The sequence below is a fragment of the Amycolatopsis umgeniensis genome (assembly GCF_014205155.1).
Taxonomy (GTDB): Bacteria; Actinomycetota; Actinomycetes; order Mycobacteriales; family Pseudonocardiaceae; genus Amycolatopsis; species Amycolatopsis umgeniensis.
This window is the reverse complement of sequence record NZ_JACHMX010000001.1, coordinates 436,875-452,345: the sequence shown is the minus strand read 5'-3', so window position 1 is coordinate 452,345 and position 15,471 is coordinate 436,875. Positions and strand designations below refer to the sequence as shown.

The 15,471-nt window shown below is 68.4% G+C and carries 17 protein-coding genes; 10 read left to right on the top strand and 7 right to left on the bottom strand.

The annotated features are described in order from the left end of the window. Positions 1 to 636: a TetR/AcrR family transcriptional regulator gene (locus HDA45_RS01950; RefSeq protein ID WP_184891591.1), complete on the top strand. Its 636-nt coding sequence runs from the start codon at positions 1 to 3 to the stop codon at positions 634 to 636. Here HDA45_RS01950 and HDA45_RS01945 read toward each other — a convergent pair. After that, a complete protein-coding gene (locus HDA45_RS01945; protein ID WP_184891590.1) occupies positions 610 to 1,191 on the bottom strand; it encodes a DEAD/DEAH box helicase family protein in 582 nt (193 codons plus the stop codon). The genes HDA45_RS01950 and HDA45_RS01945 overlap by 27 nt on opposite strands. 121 nt (positions 1,192 to 1,312) lie before the next feature. Between HDA45_RS01945 and HDA45_RS01940 the strand changes: the two genes are divergently transcribed. Beyond that, positions 1,313 to 2,608 carry a choice-of-anchor B family protein gene (locus tag HDA45_RS01940; protein WP_184891589.1) on the top strand — a complete coding sequence of 432 codons (1,296 nt, stop codon included), beginning with the start codon at positions 1,313 to 1,315 and terminating at the stop codon, positions 2,606 to 2,608. Between the two features lie 27 nt (positions 2,609 to 2,635). After that, entirely contained in the window at positions 2,636 to 3,499 is an 864-nt protein-coding gene (locus HDA45_RS01935) for a hypothetical protein (RefSeq protein ID WP_246480585.1), read from the top strand. A 1-nt stretch (position 3,500) separates the two neighbouring features. On the opposite strand, the gene HDA45_RS01930 is transcribed toward HDA45_RS01935, so the two are convergent. Continuing rightward, complete coding sequence (locus HDA45_RS01930) at positions 3,501 to 6,185, bottom strand: glycoside hydrolase family 84 protein (RefSeq protein ID WP_343071960.1); 2,685 nt, start codon at positions 6,183 to 6,185, stop codon at positions 3,501 to 3,503. A gap of 263 nt (positions 6,186 to 6,448) precedes the next feature. Here HDA45_RS01930 and HDA45_RS01925 point away from each other — a divergent pair, with 263 nt between their 5' ends. The 4 genes from HDA45_RS01925 (at position 6,449) to HDA45_RS01910 (ending at position 9,584) form a co-directional block, all read left to right on the top strand. Beyond that, entirely contained in the window at positions 6,449 to 7,057 is a 609-nt protein-coding gene (locus HDA45_RS01925; protein WP_184891586.1) for a SecDF P1 head subdomain-containing protein, read from the top strand. Between the two features lie 71 nt (positions 7,058 to 7,128). Then, the gene (locus tag HDA45_RS01920; protein ID WP_184891585.1) at positions 7,129 to 8,184 is read left to right on the top strand and encodes an LLM class flavin-dependent oxidoreductase; all 1,056 of its coding nucleotides are present in this window, start codon (positions 7,129 to 7,131) and stop codon (positions 8,182 to 8,184) included. A 10-nt stretch (positions 8,185 to 8,194) separates the two neighbouring features. Beyond that, entirely contained in the window at positions 8,195 to 9,079 is an 885-nt protein-coding gene (locus HDA45_RS01915; protein ID WP_184891584.1) for a helix-turn-helix domain-containing protein, read from the top strand. 73 nt (positions 9,080 to 9,152) lie between these two features. Then, positions 9,153 to 9,584, top strand: a complete 432-nt coding sequence (locus tag HDA45_RS01910) for an SRPBCC family protein (RefSeq protein ID WP_184905205.1) — start codon at positions 9,153 to 9,155, stop codon at positions 9,582 to 9,584. Here HDA45_RS01910 and HDA45_RS01905 read toward each other — a convergent pair. Then, positions 9,581 to 10,552: a M64 family metallopeptidase gene (locus HDA45_RS01905; RefSeq protein ID WP_184891583.1), complete on the bottom strand. Its 972-nt coding sequence runs from the start codon at positions 10,550 to 10,552 to the stop codon at positions 9,581 to 9,583. The two genes, HDA45_RS01910 and HDA45_RS01905, sit on opposite strands and share 4 nt — an antisense overlap. 93 nt (positions 10,553 to 10,645) lie before the next feature. On the opposite strand from HDA45_RS01905, the gene HDA45_RS01900 reads away from it, so the two are divergent. The 3 genes from HDA45_RS01900 to HDA45_RS01890 all read left to right on the top strand — a co-directional run bounded on the left by HDA45_RS01900 (position 10,646) and on the right by HDA45_RS01890 (position 12,720). Then, positions 10,646 to 11,620, top strand: a complete 975-nt coding sequence (locus HDA45_RS01900; RefSeq protein ID WP_184891582.1) for a LysR family transcriptional regulator — start codon at positions 10,646 to 10,648, stop codon at positions 11,618 to 11,620. A gap of 74 nt (positions 11,621 to 11,694) precedes the next feature. Then, positions 11,695 to 12,447 (top strand): S1 family peptidase, encoded by a 753-nt coding sequence (locus tag HDA45_RS01895; RefSeq protein WP_184891581.1) that lies wholly within the window; start codon positions 11,695 to 11,697, stop codon positions 12,445 to 12,447. Between the two features lie 69 nt (positions 12,448 to 12,516). Further along, positions 12,517 to 12,720 (top strand): hypothetical protein, encoded by a 204-nt coding sequence (locus tag HDA45_RS01890; protein WP_184891580.1) that lies wholly within the window; start codon positions 12,517 to 12,519, stop codon positions 12,718 to 12,720. Here HDA45_RS01890 and HDA45_RS42705 read toward each other — a convergent pair. From HDA45_RS42705 to HDA45_RS01875, 4 genes are all read right to left on the bottom strand, one after another. Continuing rightward, on the bottom strand, positions 12,710 to 12,841 hold the full coding sequence (locus HDA45_RS42705) for a hypothetical protein (RefSeq protein WP_281400655.1): 132 nt from the start codon (positions 12,839 to 12,841) through the stop codon (positions 12,710 to 12,712). The two genes, HDA45_RS01890 and HDA45_RS42705, sit on opposite strands and share 11 nt — an antisense overlap. A gap of 96 nt (positions 12,842 to 12,937) precedes the next feature. Continuing rightward, positions 12,938 to 13,927 carry a helix-turn-helix transcriptional regulator gene (locus tag HDA45_RS01885; protein ID WP_343071959.1) on the bottom strand — a complete coding sequence of 330 codons (990 nt, stop codon included), beginning with the start codon at positions 13,925 to 13,927 and terminating at the stop codon, positions 12,938 to 12,940. A gap of 75 nt (positions 13,928 to 14,002) precedes the next feature. Beyond that, on the bottom strand, positions 14,003 to 14,656 hold the full coding sequence (locus HDA45_RS01880; protein ID WP_184891578.1) for a S1 family peptidase: 654 nt from the start codon (positions 14,654 to 14,656) through the stop codon (positions 14,003 to 14,005). A gap of 253 nt (positions 14,657 to 14,909) precedes the next feature. Then, positions 14,910 to 15,248: a hypothetical protein gene (locus tag HDA45_RS01875; protein WP_246480584.1), complete on the bottom strand. Its 339-nt coding sequence runs from the start codon at positions 15,246 to 15,248 to the stop codon at positions 14,910 to 14,912. Between the last annotated feature and the right edge of the window lie 223 nt (positions 15,249 to 15,471).

Here is a 15,471-nt window from a genome sequence, read left to right as displayed (position 1 = left end):
ATGACGATCATGAGCGAGGCCCCCTCAACGCCGGTCACGGGTGGCCCGTACCGGCAGCCGATCGTCGCGTCGGCCATCGAACTGACCGTGCGTTCCGGCTGGTCCTCGGTGACGATGAGCAGACTCGCGGAGATCGTCGGCGTCAGCCGCCAGACCGTCTACAACGAACTCGGCTCGAAGACCCAGCTGGCCGAAGCGATGATCTCGCACGAACTCGCGCGGTTCCTGTCGGTCGTCCGGGATGCGTTCGAGCGGCATCCGGACGACCTCGTCGAGGCGATCCACGACGCCGTCCGCGGCGTTCTCGAACTCGCCGACGACAACCTCCTGCTGCGCGCGATCGTCTCGGCCACGCACGGCGCCGACACCGAGTTGCTGCCGCTGCTGACGGTCCGGGCCGGCAGCCTGCTGGGCGAAGCGACGATCATGCTGCGCGGCCGTGTCCGCGCCTACGGCCCGCCGTTGGACGCCGAGCAGCTCGACGTCGCGATCGACGTCGTCGTCCGGACGGTGCTGAGTCACATCATGCAGCCGTCGGACACCCCGGCCCGCACCGCCGACGCGCTGGCGTGGATGGCGTCGCGCGTGCTCGGCGCGACCACCACCCGCTCATTGCGGCATCCGTCGCAGGATTAGGGCCGCGGCCTCGGCCGGGCTCAAGTGGGTGTTGTCGATGCGCAGGTGACCGTGCCGCTCGATCAGGTCCTGGGCGTGGACACGGCGCTCCCCGCCGGTGTTCATGACGTAGTCGCGGTCGAGTTCGAGCAGGCTGGCGTGAGAGAACTCGAGATCACGCTTGCTCGGTTTGCGGTCGAGGCGGAGTTCGGTGGAATTGCGCCTGAGGCGCTCGTCGAGGTCCGCGTACAGCTCGACGAACCACGTCCGCCCGCCGCGTGACCGCACGATGTCGACGTACGAGCCGATGAGCTCCGCGTCTTCGGGCAGGTCAAGGCCCCAGACGTTCGTGTAGACGAGCCCGGGCAGATCGGCGTCGGCCGCCTCCTCGATGACACGGCGGCGGAACTCGTTGACGAGCCTGCCGAACGGCGGCGAGCCGAAGGGGAAGACGCCGAGCACAGGCTCGACGGCCATGTGGTTGTGAAACAGCTTGAACCCGGTGAGTTCGCACAGCTTTTCGCCGACGGTCATCTTGCCGACGGCGGGCGGTCCGAAGATCACGACGAACTCCACCCGGTCACGGTATCGGCCCGGCAAAACGGTTAAAAGCGCCAGACCTTCGAAGGGATACGCCGAGGGCGTGCGCTCCTATCGTCAGGGGACGGACCAGAAACCCCTGTGAGGAGCGCGCCTGATGAAGATCGTGCGCATGATCGGACTGGCCGTGGTGACGGCCTCCGCGTTGGTGTTGTCGATGACGGTGGCGTCCGCGCATGATCCCGACACGGCGGAGGGGCAGGCGGCGGCCCGGAGCTTCATGGCCGACCACGTCCCGGCCGAGCGGCACGCCGTCACCGGCACCGCGGCGGGTGTGCCGTGCGTCAACGGCAAGGCCGACATCTACCCGTGCAAGAACGTGGACCTGCTCAGCGTGCTTCCCCTGTCCGGTCTCGGCGGCGGGAACGGCAACGACATCTGGGGCTGGACCGATCCCTCGTCCGGCAAGGAGTACGCCATCGTCGGGCGGACCAACGGCACCGCGTTCGTCGACCTGAGCACACCGACCTCGCCGAAGTTCCTCGGCAACCTGCCGTCCAACGGTGGCAGCAGTTCGTGGCGTGACATGAAGGTGTACAAGGACCACGCGTTCATCGTCGCCGACTTCATCACCGGGCACGGCATGCAGGTGTTCGACCTGACCCGGCTGCGCACGGTCACCACGCCGCAGACCTTCACCGCCGACGCGCTGTACAAGGAATTCGGTCCCGCACACAACATCGCGATCAACGAGGAGACCGGCTTCGCCTACGCGATCGGCTCCAACACCTGCAGCGGCGGACCGCATATCGTCAACATCCAGAAACCGAAGGCCCCGGCCAAGGCGGGCTGCGTTTCGCAGGACGGCTACACCCACGACACACAGTGCGTCGTGTACCGGGGACCGGACGCGGCCTACCGAGGCAAGGAAATCTGCTTCAACGCCAACGAAGACACCTTGACCATCGTGGACGTCACCGACAAGGCCAGGCCGGTCCAGATCTCCCGCAAGGGCTACTCCGGCGCGCAGTACTCGCACCAGGGCTGGCTGACCGGCGACCAGCGCTACTTCCTGCTGGACGACGAACTCGACGAGTCTCGCGGCACCGACAAACGCACCAAGACCTACGTCTGGGATCTGGCCAAACTGTCCGCTCCCGTGCACACCGGTGTCTACAGCTCGCCCGCCACCGCGATCGACCACAACCAGTACATCAAGGGCCAGTATTCCTACCAGGCGAACTACCAGGCGGGCTTGCGCATCCTGGACGTCAGCGGGGTCGCCTCGGCGAAGCTGTCCGAGGTCGGCTACTTCGACATCTACCCGTCGGGCAACGCGGCGAACTTCAACGGGGCGTGGAGCAACTACCCGTACTTCTCCAGCGGCATCGTCATCGTCAACGGTATCGAGCAGGGCTTGGTCGTGGTGAAGCCCAATCTCGGCGGGAAGTAGCCGGGGAAGACCGTGCGCAAACCCCGGTTGACCGATTGGTTGTTCCTCGCGCTGGCCATGGTGATCGGGGTGGCCGCGGTGTTCGTCGCACTCCGCCCGACACCCGGTCCCGGCCACTCGGCACACCGGCCGGTGGTCACGGCGGACCTGGTGCCCGCCGCGCACAGTGACGGATTGTCGGAGGCGGAAAGCGGGTACCGGTTCGAACGGGTCACCACGCCCGCCGCCCGGGGGACCGAGGTTCCGGTCGCGTTCCGGATCCTCGGTCCCGACGGGCGGCCGGTCACCCGCTTCCTCGACAACCAGACCAAACAGCTGCACTTCTTCGCCGTGCGCGACGACATGAACGTCTTCCAGCACGTGCATCCGACGCTGGACGGGGACACCTGGCGCACGAGTCTCGCGCTGACCGACGGCGGCGCGTACCGGATGTTCGCCGAGTTCGTCCCGCTCGACACCAAGGATCCCAGACATCCCGTGGTGCTCGGGGTCCCGTTCACCGTGCCCGGGGACACCACTTTCGTGCCGGTGCCCGCTCCCGCCGGGGACACCGTGACGGCCACGGGCTACCGGGTGGCACGGGCGGAGGGGACGGCTCGGATCTCGGCCATGCGCGCCCAGGTTCTCCGTCTCGCCATCCGCGGTCCCGACGGTGAGCTCGTCACCGCCGTCGACCCGCATCTGGGCGCGAACGGGCATATGACCGGGTTCCACACCATGCTGCTTTCGGCCACGCACCTGCATCCGGTCCAGCCGCTCGGCGCGGCGCTGGTCAACGGCGAACTGACCTTCCACTCGTTGTTCTCGGAACGAGGGGAATACCGGCTGTTCCTCGAGTTCTCCCACGGCGGACGCGTGCACACGGCCGCCATCACCGTCGCGGTGGACTGACTCAGCCCTCGGCCACACCACCCAGTACGACCTCGGCGATCTTCGGCGCCGCTCCTCCCGGCGTCCAGAGGAGCCGGACGCGGTCGGTCACGACATCCTGGGCGGGTAGTTCCGTGTAGCCGCCCGTCATCCTGCCGATCGTCCGCCAAGCGCCCGCCGCGTCCGAGACCTGGACGTCGGCGCCGGCCCCGGCTTCCGCCGTCAAGACGACCACCTTGCCGAGTGCCTTCGGCGTGGCGGCCGCGACGACGAGAGCGTCGCCGGACACCGGCGAAGATGCCGCGGTGTACACCGAATCGGCGTTGTTGTCGGCGGCCGCGGCGAGATTCGGACCCGCCGGGGTTCCGGTGACGGTGTACCGGGGAGTGTCCGGTGTGGACACCGTGAACTCCCGGACCACGACCCAGAAGGCCTGCGGGCCCGTTGTCCGCACGCGCACGAACCGGGCCTGGGCGCCGTCCGGGAGATCCGCCGAGACCACCGGCTCGGTGACCGCTTTGACCAGGGTCCACTGCTCGCCGTCGGCGGAGTATTCGAGGACGCCGTTGTGGACGAAGTCGTCCGGGCTGGTCGGCTTGCCCATCGTGACGTCCACATGGGACACCCGCTGCGCGGAGCCGAGGTCGACGCCGATGGTGTCGCCGACGCGGGGTGCCCAATCACTCCAGTAGAAGGTCTCGGGGTCGCCGTCGACCATCCGGGCGGGAACGTTGTCGGTGTAGGTCCCCAGCGACGTCGTCGGCTGCGGCCGGAGACCCGGGAGGCCGAACCAGCGGTCGGCCTCCGCCAGTGCGGAGTTGAGGAACGGTACGCAGACGTCCGTGCAGGTGCTCGGGTTGCGTGGCCCCCGTGCGGTCTGGACGCGGATCGCCTGCGCTTTCTCGAGCGCGGTGACGAGCTCCCCACGCTCCGACCACGCCTTCGCACCGTCGCCGTCGTGCTGTGCCAGTAGCATTTTCACCGCGTGCCCGCCCGCTTGACCGTAGAGGCCGACCTGGTCGAGCCACGGTCCGACTTCGGCGAGGAACTTCGGATTCGAGGCCATTCCGCGTCGCAGATCGTCGGGATCGGTGGACATGGAAGTGAGATAGCGCTCCAGTTTCGCGGCGGCGTCCCAGGGATCCTTCTTCTCCAGCGCGGACCAGAACGCTGCGATCAGGGGGCGCAGCACCGGTGAATCCAGGTCGGGTCTCCCGGTCTCGAGGCGGGCGAGCAGACTGGAATAGTTGTTCTCCGCGAACACCTTCAGAGCCGGCGCGGACGGACCGGCGAGATCGGCGATGGCGGCGAGCCATGATTTGTCGGGGTCGTATCCCACCGGGTTCCACAGGAAGTCACCCGAGGTGAACTCGGCGATCTTGGACGCCTCGGCCTGCACCATCGGATTCGCGGTGATCCCCGAGAGGACCTTCGCGACCCCGGGTTCGCGGCCGATGTACGGGCCGAGCAGCAGTCGCTCGGTGATGTAGTCGTTGACCGGGTAGTTGTCCCAGATGAGGATGTCGTGTCCGAAGACCTCTTTCGCCTGCTGGGCCTGCTTTTCGGTGATCTGCCCGGCGATCACGCCGACACCGGTCCACTCGACGATCACCGCCTTGTCGAGCTGGGTGCGCAGCGCGGTTTTGTAGGGAGAATCGGCGAGGTCGTAGTACTCGGTCGGGACGGTCTGCAGCCGCTCGACACCGGGATGCGTGGCGATGAAGTCCTGCTGCACCCGGTTGAGCAGGAAGGACTGCGCCGCACCCGCGGCCGCGCCTCCGACGCCGAACTTCGCGGCGTCGGCGTCGCAGTTCCAGCGGGTGTAGGAGATGTCGTCGAGCGGGATCGCGAACGACCGCACCCCGATGTCCCACAGTGACTGGAACTTCGTGACCAGCGCGGCCTTGTCGGCGTCCGAGGAGTAACACACCGAAAGACCGGGGGAGAGGGCGTAGGTGAATTCGACGTGGTTCGCGGTGGCGCGCGCCACCAGTTGCGAGAGCAGCGCGAGCTGTTCGGGTGGGTACTGGTCGCGCCAGCGGGCCCGCAGGAACGGGTCGTCCTTGGGAGAGTAGACATACATGTTCTGCTTGGTGCGTCCGTAGAAGTCCAGTTGCGCCAGCCGATCGGCATGAGACCACGGTGCGCCGTAGAAGCCTTCGATCACTCCGCGCAGCGGCGCCACCGGCCAGTCGCGCATGCTGAACGCGCGGCTCTTGCCGGTGGCGAAGAGCTGCCGGAGCGACTGCGCGGCGTAGAACGTCCCCGAAGTGTCCACCCCGGACAGTGCGATCACACCGCGGTCGGCGGCAAGCACGTAGCCCCCGTGGGCGAGGCCGTCCGGACCCTCGATCCGGAGCGCGGCGAGCGCGAGGGCGGTGGCCCGGCTTTCGGTGGGGCCACCGACGAAGACGACGAGCCCGCCATCGGCCCGCGCCCGGTCGGCCGCGGCTCGGTCACTGTCGGTGATCTTGACGATGGTGCTCGCACCCGCCCCGCGGAGCACCTGGTCCACGACGGCGAGCGCGGACGGATCGGTGCCCCGGCCGACGACCTCGACGACGGTGCGCGGGATGGTCACCTGCCCCGGTCGCGGCGTCACCTGCTGGGGTGCCGGCCACACCTTCGCCGGCGGCGGGGTTCCGGCGGCCGCACTCGCCTCCGGTACGGGAACGGCCACCGCCGCCGCGGTCACCAGCAGCGTCACCGGAATGAGTCGGAGTACCCATCGGAAGGACATCGGCTTGCCCCCAAATCGTCGAACGACGACGGTCTGCGAGCAAGGAAACACCCGATGTGATGATGGGGGCTAGGTCGGTATGGGTGATTTTCCGACAGTCAGACACCCGAAACCGACATGGGCGAGCGACCCGACACCTCTGCCTTACCCCTCAGCGCAGCGCGCAGACCGAGGGCAGAGCGGCAGAGTTCCCCTCACGGACGGACGCCGGGCACGACAGAATGACGTCCGTGCGAATCCTTTGTGTTGTTGCCGCCCTCGTCCTGCTCGGCGTCACCGGATGTCAGGCCGATGTCTCCGGCAAGCCTGAACCCGACGGCGATGGTTTCGTCGTCAAGGACGGATCCCGGCTGCGGTTCCGGCCGGTCGTGGCCGAGCTCCCGCCGAGTCCGGCGACAGGGTCGGCGGCGAACCGTCAGGCCACGGATCCCGCCGGGCAGCAGGCCGCCGCGGCGGCGCTGGACTGCTCACAGGGGCCGGATCCGCTGGACGGCCGCGACGATCCCGCGCTCCCGTTGGTCAGCTGCGACCGCGCCCAGGGCACGAAATACCTGCTCGGACCGGCGTTCCTCACGGGTGCCGACCTCAGCAAGGCGAACGCCCAGCTCGATCAGTCGGGGAGCTCGATCATCGCGCTCAGCTTCACCGACTCCGGGGCGCGGGCCTGGGCCGACTGGACCGCGGCGAACGTCGGCAAACAGGTCGCGATAGTGCTGAAGAGCACCGTCCTGACCGCGCCGTCGATCCAATCCGCCATCACCGGCGGGGAAACGCAGATCACCGGCAAGTACACGCTGCCCGAGGCCCGGCAGCTGGCGCGCGACATCGCCGGCGGCTGAGCCCGGAGACCGCGTGGAATACGCCCGGCCGACCCGACGTTTGAGCGTTCAACTACTTGAGGAGTTGGACAATGGGTTACGAGATCCTGGGCACCCGGCAGGAGCCGTCGTTCGGCCTGGACACCTTCGGAGACGTGGAGAACGGCCCCAACGGCCAGCCGGTGAGCCAGGCCGAGGCCATCCGCCAGGTCGTCGCCGAGGGCGTCCTGGCCGATCAGGTGGGTGTCGACTACTTCGGCGTCGGAGAACACCACCGCGCGGAGATGGCGGTGTCCTCCCCGGACGTCGTGCTGGCCGCGATCGCGGGCCGGACGGAACGGATCCGGCTCGGCACGGCGGTCACGGTGCTCAGCTCGGACGATCCGGTGCGGGTGTACGAGCGGTTCGCCACGCTGGACGCCGTTTCCCGGGGACGCGCCGAGGTCACGCTCGGGCGTGGCTCGTTCACCGAGTCGTTCCCCCTGTTCGGGTATTCGCTGGACGACTACGAAGTGCTGTTCGCCGAGAAACTCGACCTGTTCACGCATCTGCAAGGGGAGAAGCCGGTCGACTGGACGGGGACCGTCCGTCCCGCGCTGGAAGGCGCGCAGGCCTTCCCGGTCACCGAATCGGGTAGTCTGCCCGCTTGGGTCGGGGTCGGCGGCACGCCGCAGTCGGTGGTCCGCGCGGCCGCGTACGGCCTGCCACTGGTGATGGCGGTGATCGGCGGATCGCCGGAACGGTTCACGCCGCTGGCCGATCTGTACCGGCGCGCCTTGAAGGAAGCGGGCCACCAGGAGCTGCCGATTTCCATGCACAGCCCGGGACACGTCGCCGAGACCGATGAACTCGCGATGGCCCAGCACTTCCCGTATCACCAGGCCGCCTTCGCCAAGATCGGCGCCGAACGCGGCTGGGGCCCGATGTCCCGCGCGGACTACGACGCCATGGCAGGGCCGACTGGCGCGCTGTTCGTCGGCTCTCCGGAGACAGTCGCGCAGAAGATCGCCTGGGCGGTGCGGACTCTCGGGCTGTCGCGGTTCCAGCTCAAGTACGGGGCCGGCGCGCTTCCGCACGAGCACCGGATGAACTCGATCCGCCTCTACGGCGAGCAGGTCGTCCCCAGGGTGAAGGAGTTGCTCGGCTAGCCTCGAAACCGTGGTGTTCGACTCCGAGCGATTCGACCTTCAGCCCTACACCGGTTTCGACATGTCCCGCTTCGTCCGGCGGACCTATTGCAGCTGGGAGGATTCCGGCTGGCAGTCCTTGCTCGTCCAGCGCTTCGAGCACGTTCCCGTCGCCGAGGACCTGCATCTGCCCGCCACGGCCGATCTGCACCTGGTCCTGCCTCTCTCGGGGCGGGCGGTGATGGAGACCCGCGGCGAAGGCCGGTGGAACCGCCACCGCTGGGGACGGCTCGAACTCGCCGTCCCCGGCAGGCCGGTGCGGCGCCGCTACCGCGGGAACGAGTCGATGCGCAGCCTCCAGGTGCACATCCCGGGCACCACGGTGGAATCGATCGCCGCCCGGCTGGGTGGCCGTGCGGTGGACCACGAGGCGATGGCGGCTTCCTTGGCCGGGGGAGATCCGCTGCTCGAGGAGCTGATCAGGGCGGTCGGGGACGCGGGGGAGGACGACGATCTGTACGCCGAATCCGCGGCCGCCTTCCTCACCGTGCACCTGCTCACCCGCCACGCGCTGAAACCGGGCCCGCCGAGCGCGGGACGGGAGGACGGCCGCGTCCGCGCGGCCATCGACATGATGCGTGACAGGCTGGCCGAACCCCTGAGCCTGGCCGAAATCGCCGAGGAAGCGCATCTGAGCGTCTACCACTTCATCCGGGTCTTCAAAGAGAAGACCGGCGAGACACCCCATCGTTTCCTCGGCGGGCTCCGGATCGACGAGGCGCGAAGACTGCTGCGCGACACCGACCTCCCGATCGCCCAGATCGCGCCGAGATGCGGATTCTCCACTCCCGGCGCCCTGTCCGCCGCTTTCCTGCGGCACACCGGATCGCGACCTTCGGACTACCGCAATTCCTGACCACGGCTCCGCAATCTCACGCATGGTGACCACGGCCGCCCGTTCCTAGGGTGATCGTGTGAGTGGTTCTCGAATGCGGTCTTACGACGTCATCGCCGAATCGGCGGCATCCCCGGCCCGGTTGTGGGCGCTGTTGCTGAACGCGCGCAGCTGGCCGGACTGGTCGCGCGTGGACGCCCTGGAAGCCGCCGCGTCACAAGGACTGTCCGCCGACGGACGGGACGGTGTCGGTGCGATCCGGGCGTTTCGTACCGGCAAGATGGTCACGAAGGAGCGGATCACCGCGCTCGAACCCGAAAGCAGGTTCGCCTACGAGGGCGTGGAAAACCCCACGATGGCCGACTACCAGGCCGTCGTCGAGCTCCTCGAAACCCCCGGCGGCGGGACACGGATCCGTTGGCGCGGAACGTATCGCGCACGCCGGGGTGGCGCGTGGTTTCTCGAGTGGTATCTGCGTCGCTTCATGCGGGACATGGCGGCGGGGCTCGCCGCCGGCCCGCGTTAGTGGTGGTGTGCCCGCTGGGCGGCTTCGCGGTGGAATCCGGCGATCATGGCTTCGGTGCCCGGCGGGTTGAACGGCTGCCCGAGGGTGCGCATGAGTGAGTTCACGCTGGGCCGGTACATCCCGGTCTTGCAGTAGCGGGAACCTTCGTAGGCGCCGACAGTGCCGCCGTCGGGGGAGGGCTTGCCGAGCCACGTGTACCACTTGGCGCGGCGGTCCCGCATCTGCGCGGCGGTGAGCGCGGACGCGTTGGGCTCCCGGGGTTCGCGGGTTTCGCAGGTGCCGTAGTCGTATTCGTCGGCAAGCCCGCCGATGGAATGCCCGAGTTCGTGGGCGACGATCTGGCTGGCTTGGATGTTGCCGCCGGAGGAAGTCGCGACGCCGCCACCCGCGCCACCGTATTTGGTCGTGTTCGCGAGCATGATGACCTGATCGACGTCCGGCGCGGCCGCGGCGTACTGGTTCGCCTTGGTTTCGTTGACGCACAACAGCCGTTCGATGCCGCCGCACCAGAAGTAGGAGCCCAGCGCGGTGTTGCGCCGCACCCCCTGGGTCGGGTCGTTGGTGACGCCGGATTGCGCGGACACGACGTCGACCTGCCAGAGATTGAACTGTTTGCGGTAGCTCTTGTACGGCTCGATGGCGAACAGCGCCGAGATGCTGGAGCGGACGTGCTGCGAGTACGTGCCCAGCTGTGTCGACGTGTAGCCGTCTCCGACGAAGACCAGGTCGAAGGTGGTCTCGCTGGGGCCGTTGATTTCGATCGGCTTCGCCGCGGCGGCGTTCGCGGCGAGCCGTGGCGCGGCGGTTCTGTCCGAAGACGGCCGGGTGACGTCCACCCGGGTGATGGTTCCCCCGGGTTCGAAGGCTTCCATCGAAGTCGTGAACCGGGGAGCCGCCGAAGCCGTCGCGGGGACGAGGCCGGTGACGAGGGTCGCGGTCAGCGCGAACATGAGACATGCGCGTCGCATGCGTACTCCTTGCAGGAGGAGGGGGGAGTACGAAAAACGATCCCGACTTTCGACGGCTTCCGGCACATCCCAAGTGGCCATAAGGTCCGCGTGATGGATGTCGAGTTACGTCATCTGCGGGTGGTGTGCGCCGTCGCGGACGCCGGCAGCATCACGCGCGCGGCGATCGGGATCGGGAGCACGCAGCCCGCGCTGACCGCCGCCGTGCAACGGATCGAGCGCGCGTTCGGCGGAACCTTGTTCGTCCGCAGCCGCGACGGCGTCTTCCCCACGGCGTTCGGCGAATGCGTCCTCGCCCGCGCGCGGACCGTGCTCGCCGCGGCGGACACGTTGCACCAGGACGCGGCGCGCTGGCTGGCGGACGAGGAGAAGCGTCCTGTCGCGCTGGGTGGGATCGGCGGCTCGATGGTCGTCGAGCTGGCGGACCGGCTGGGTGATTCCGGCCGGGCGCAAGCGGTTTCGGTGACCACCGAGTTCTCGCCCTTGCGGCTGCTGGATCTCGTGGCGGGCGGCCAACTCGACGCCGCCGTCGTCGCCGACTATCCCGGTCACGCCCTGCCCGCGGCACCGGGAGTGGTGTTGCGGCCGCTCGCCGCGCAACCGGTGTTCGTGGCGATCGCCGCGAACCATCCGGCCGCCCGGGGCGCCGAGATCGACCTCGCCGACCTAGCCGGGGAACGGTGGGTGCTCGGGCCGTCCGACGGCGCCGGTTGGCCGGAGTGCTTCGAGGAAGCCTGTGCGCTGGCGGGATTCCGGCCGCAGGTCGCCCACCGGAGTACGGAACTCCGGCCACTGCAACGGTTGATCGCGGCGGGCCGGGCGATTTCCCCGTGCCAGGTCACCTTTCCCGCCACGCTCGGAATCGCGATCCGCCCTCTCACGGGAGATCCGTTGTGGATGCGGTATCTGATCGCCTGGAACACCTCGGGTGCCTTCGGCGGGACGAGCGACGCCTTGATCGCCGCTGCCGAGACGGCCTACCGGTCCGACACCGACAGCAGCCACACCTATCGGCACTGGCTCGCCCGTCGCGGCGACCCCGTCGTCGCCCGGCGTGCCATCGGGTGACACCTGGTCGGGGAATTCCCCTTGTCGGGCAGTGGGTCCTAGCCTCGGAACCCTCAACGACGAAGGGTAAGAAATTGCGTCTGCGCGCCCTGCTGGCCGCTGCTGTCCTGACCATCATCGCCGCTCCGGCCGCGTCCGCCGCGCCGGACGTCGCCCACGGCACGGATGTCCCACCAGGGCAATTCGGGTTCGTCGCGAAGATCGCGATGACGAAGATCCCACGCCCGGACGGTTCCACCTACAGCAGCTACTGCACGGGCGCGCTGATCGCGCCCGGCTGGGTCGTCACCACCGGGCACTGCTTCCACGACGCGAACCGCAAGCGCGTCTCGGGCAAGATCCCGTATCCGACGACGGTGACGTTGGGCCTGGTCGACGAAGCGACCGAATCGGGTGTGGCCCGCAGGGCGACCGAAGTGCTGCAGGCGAGGGAAAACGACGTTGCGCTCATCAAACTGGACACCCCGGTGAGCACGGTGCCGCCGCTGACGGTGAACCGCGTGCTCCCGAAGGTCGGTCAGCAGTTGACGCTGGCGGGCTGGGGCAGCTTGACCGCCACGAATCCCGCTCCGGCGACGCGCATGCAGCAAGGCACCGTCCAGGTGGCGACGGTGGCCCCGACGACAGTGGGCGTCCGCGGCGCGGCCCCGGCGATCACGACCAGCGCCTGCACGTACGACTCGGGCGCCCCGTATTTCGTCCCGGGAGGCAAAAGCGGCGCGTTGGTCTCACTGGAGGCCACCGGGCCGAACTGCCCGCACGCCGGGATCGAGACGACCTCCCGCGCGGACGTCATCGCGGACTGGATCGTCACCCATACGGCCTAGGCGCTGCCGCCTAAGCAGTCGTTTCAGGCGGTGACGCAACGGGTAGCCGCGTGATCAGGAGGTACTGCGATGACGAGTGCTCGAATGACCGCGCCCCCGGCGCCGCCGAACCCGATGCCGCCGGATCCCGGAGTCCCCGATCCCGGTGTTCCCGAGCCGGTGCCGGACCCGGGTAGGCCCGAGCCGCTCCCGGACCCCGGGGTCCCCGAGCCGCTTCCCGAACCGGGACCGGGACCGGGACCTCAGCCGGGAACGGCCGGGCTCAAAGACTGAACGCGAGCCAGAGCGCCAGCCAGGCGCAGGCCGCGACCGCGACGACGACCGCGAACACCCGCAGGCCGACGGTGGCGATCCGGAGCGACGCCGGGTCGTCTTGCTGACGGTGATTGCCCATGATGCCGCCCTCCTCTCAAGATCATCTTGCGCTGCTCCGGCCGTCGTCGCAGCGGGGATGTCTTGCCCGGGTGACCCCATCCGGGTGAGGGCGGCATCAGAACCAGCCGTTGTGAGCGGCGAAAACCCCCAGCTGGAACCGGCTGGAGACACCGGCGCGGTCCATCAGGGTTTCGAGATAGCGGAACAGCGTGCGCCTGCTGACGCCGAGTTCGGCGGCGATCTCGTCGTCCTTGCGCCCGGCGGCGAGCAGGATCAGCAGTTCTCGTTCGATCGGCCGGATCGGCTGCTCCGAAGCCCGGCATTCCTGGTCGAGGGGGAGTGCCGCGGCCCACGAGGTTTCGAACAACCCTTCCAGCGCGGAGAAGAGGCTGCAGGGGCGCACGATGACGATGGACTGGTTGCGGTCGGCCTCGCGGATGGTCAGCGCGATGGTGGCCGCCCGGTCGTCGAAAAGCGTCAGCTTCACCGGGAGTTCGGGCAGCAGCCGTGCCTGCTCTCCGGCTCGCAGGCACGGAAGGATGTTCCCGGTGAGATAGCCGGGATCGCCCAGTGACGCTCCACTGTAGACACAGCGGTAGGTGATCCCGCGCCGTAACTGCTCTTCCTCGAGGAGATTCCGGCGGCCGCCGGTGAAGTAGGGCGGGGAATCGAGACGGCGCACCTGATGCCGCACCATGGTCGCGAGGTGCTGCAAGCGGGGAACGATGGCGTCGCCGGTGACCACTTCGAGCAGGTCTTGCGCCTGCGGCATCCCCGAGTGCGCTCGCCGAAAGGCGCGGTACGCGGTCTGGACGGCGAGCCGCGCGTCGTGCAGTTCCGCCTGGCGTCGCGTGGTCAGCGCGGCCAGCGCCTCACTGGGGTTCGAGGGGAGGAACTCGGTTCCGTCCACTCCGGACGACACCGCGAGCCCTGCGTCCGCCAGTTCCTTCAAGGCCAGTTGGACGGTCTCGACGTCGTCTTCCCATCGCGTCAGTTCCTCGGCGGTCACCGGCGCGCTTTCGAGCATCCGGCGATAGATCCGGGCGGCGGGTTCGCCGAGGCCCAGCCTGCTCAGCTGCGCGCCTAACCCGTCCGGGGGAGTCACCGATGCCACGCTGCACCTGCCTCTCAAGCGGTCCGGGAGCGGTGGCGCCACCGCTCCCGGACCGGTTCACCCGAGCTAGACGCCGGACGTGTCGCGGATCCAGGTGCGGTTGGCCGCGATGCTCGTATGCGTCGAACTGTCCACCTTGTTCCCGGCGATGTGCACGCCGACCTGCTTGCCGCCGACGAAGACCGGCCCGCCGGAGTCGCCGCCGTTGGTCAGCCCGTCGCCCCTGCGCGCCTTGATCAGTCCATTCCCGACACTGGACACCTTCATCCGGGCGACCTTGAGGTACCGCTGCAGATCACCGTCTTCGTTGTAGCCCCAGCCATAAACGTATTCGGTGTCACCGGCGGCGACCGAAGTGCCGAGGGACGCGTACGTCGTGCTGATCGAGCGGTCGAGCCGCAGCAGCGCGATGTCGGCACCGCTGGAAGGCGTGTAGATGTCGGCCACGACGGCGTAAGTCCCAGCCCGGTGGTCGATATCGCCCACCCGGACCGAATACTCGGCACCGGCTTCGTCGATGCAGTGCTGGGCGGTGAGTACCCAGCGGGCGCTGATGATCGAACCGGAGCACCACTGCTCACCGTTCTGCTCGATCATGGCGGCCCACGGCCCGGACTTGGCGTATTCGCCGTCGATGATGGGGGCCGCGCCGGCGGCGGGTGCGGCCGTCGTGAGCCCGGCCGCGCACAGCAGTGCGGTGAGGAGAACTCGGATGCGCATGGGTGCCTTCCACTGCAGGGAACTACAAAGAAAAGGGGAATCGACGGGTCGCCCGTTCATGGCCGCGAGGGGATCGCCAGGGGTCGCCCGGCCGGATCCGCTGCCGGTTTTTCCCATGCTAGGCAAGCGGATGCGGCGGTTGATAGCGACTAAAGACGGGAGAAGGCCGCGCAGAACGGCATCGATCCCGGACTGTCGGCACGGGAGTGCCGATGGCACCGTTGAGACGCGTGGTCGCAAGCGCTACGCGCGGCTATCGACGACGGCGTTTCCTGGGCGGCGCGGGCTCGAGCAGTTCCTCGGCGAGGAGGATCGCCCGGTCCGACAGTGTGGCGGACAGCCGCTCCACCGAATCGCCGATCCGACCGGCTTCCCGGCGCACGCCCTCGCCGACGGGCCTGCTGTGCCGATCGGCCATACCCGCGAGTTTGCTCCCGGAGACCAGGACCAGATCGGCGAGCCGTTCGCCCAGTTCCGTCAGCCGGTTCGCGGTCCTGCCTGCCCGGCGGGCCACGAGGTCTTCGGTCTCCCGCCGCAGCTCCCGGACGGCGGACCGTGACTCGGTTGTCGTCCCCGTGAGTGCGGACCTCAAGGTTTTTGTCACGTCCATTAGGAATCGACCTCCACGCGGCTTGCCTGCGTTTGAGTGTACGCACGTACTCCCGAATTACGGAATACGTGGCGCTGATTTCCCTTGTGTCACAAGAAATTGGCTGAGTTCAGTGCACGAGTATGAGCTGACCTGCTCGCGACGTGACCCGGCGGTCGCCCACAGTATGGCCGAGATGTGAGCCGAGTACGGCCGCCTCCATCGG

Coding starts and splice junctions, on each gene's coding strand:
- HDA45_RS01950 (WP_184891591.1), top strand. CDS start 1: ATGACGATCATGAGCGAGGCCCCCTCAACGCCGGTCACGGGTGGCCCG.
- HDA45_RS01940 (WP_184891589.1), top strand. CDS start 1,313: ATGAAGATCGTGCGCATGATCGGACTGGCCGTGGTGACGGCCTCCGCG.
- HDA45_RS01920 (WP_184891585.1), top strand. CDS start 7,129: ATGGGTTACGAGATCCTGGGCACCCGGCAGGAGCCGTCGTTCGGCCTG.
- HDA45_RS01910 (WP_184905205.1), top strand. CDS start 9,153: ATGCGGTCTTACGACGTCATCGCCGAATCGGCGGCATCCCCGGCCCGG.
- HDA45_RS01905 (WP_184891583.1), bottom strand. CDS start 10,552: ATGCGACGCGCATGTCTCATGTTCGCGCTGACCGCGACCCTCGTCACC.
- HDA45_RS01900 (WP_184891582.1), top strand. CDS start 10,646: ATGGATGTCGAGTTACGTCATCTGCGGGTGGTGTGCGCCGTCGCGGAC.
- HDA45_RS01890 (WP_184891580.1), top strand. CDS start 12,517: ATGACGAGTGCTCGAATGACCGCGCCCCCGGCGCCGCCGAACCCGATG.
- HDA45_RS42705 (WP_281400655.1), bottom strand. CDS start 12,841: ATGGGCAATCACCGTCAGCAAGACGACCCGGCGTCGCTCCGGATCGCC.
- HDA45_RS01880 (WP_184891578.1), bottom strand. CDS start 14,656: ATGCGCATCCGAGTTCTCCTCACCGCACTGCTGTGCGCGGCCGGGCTC.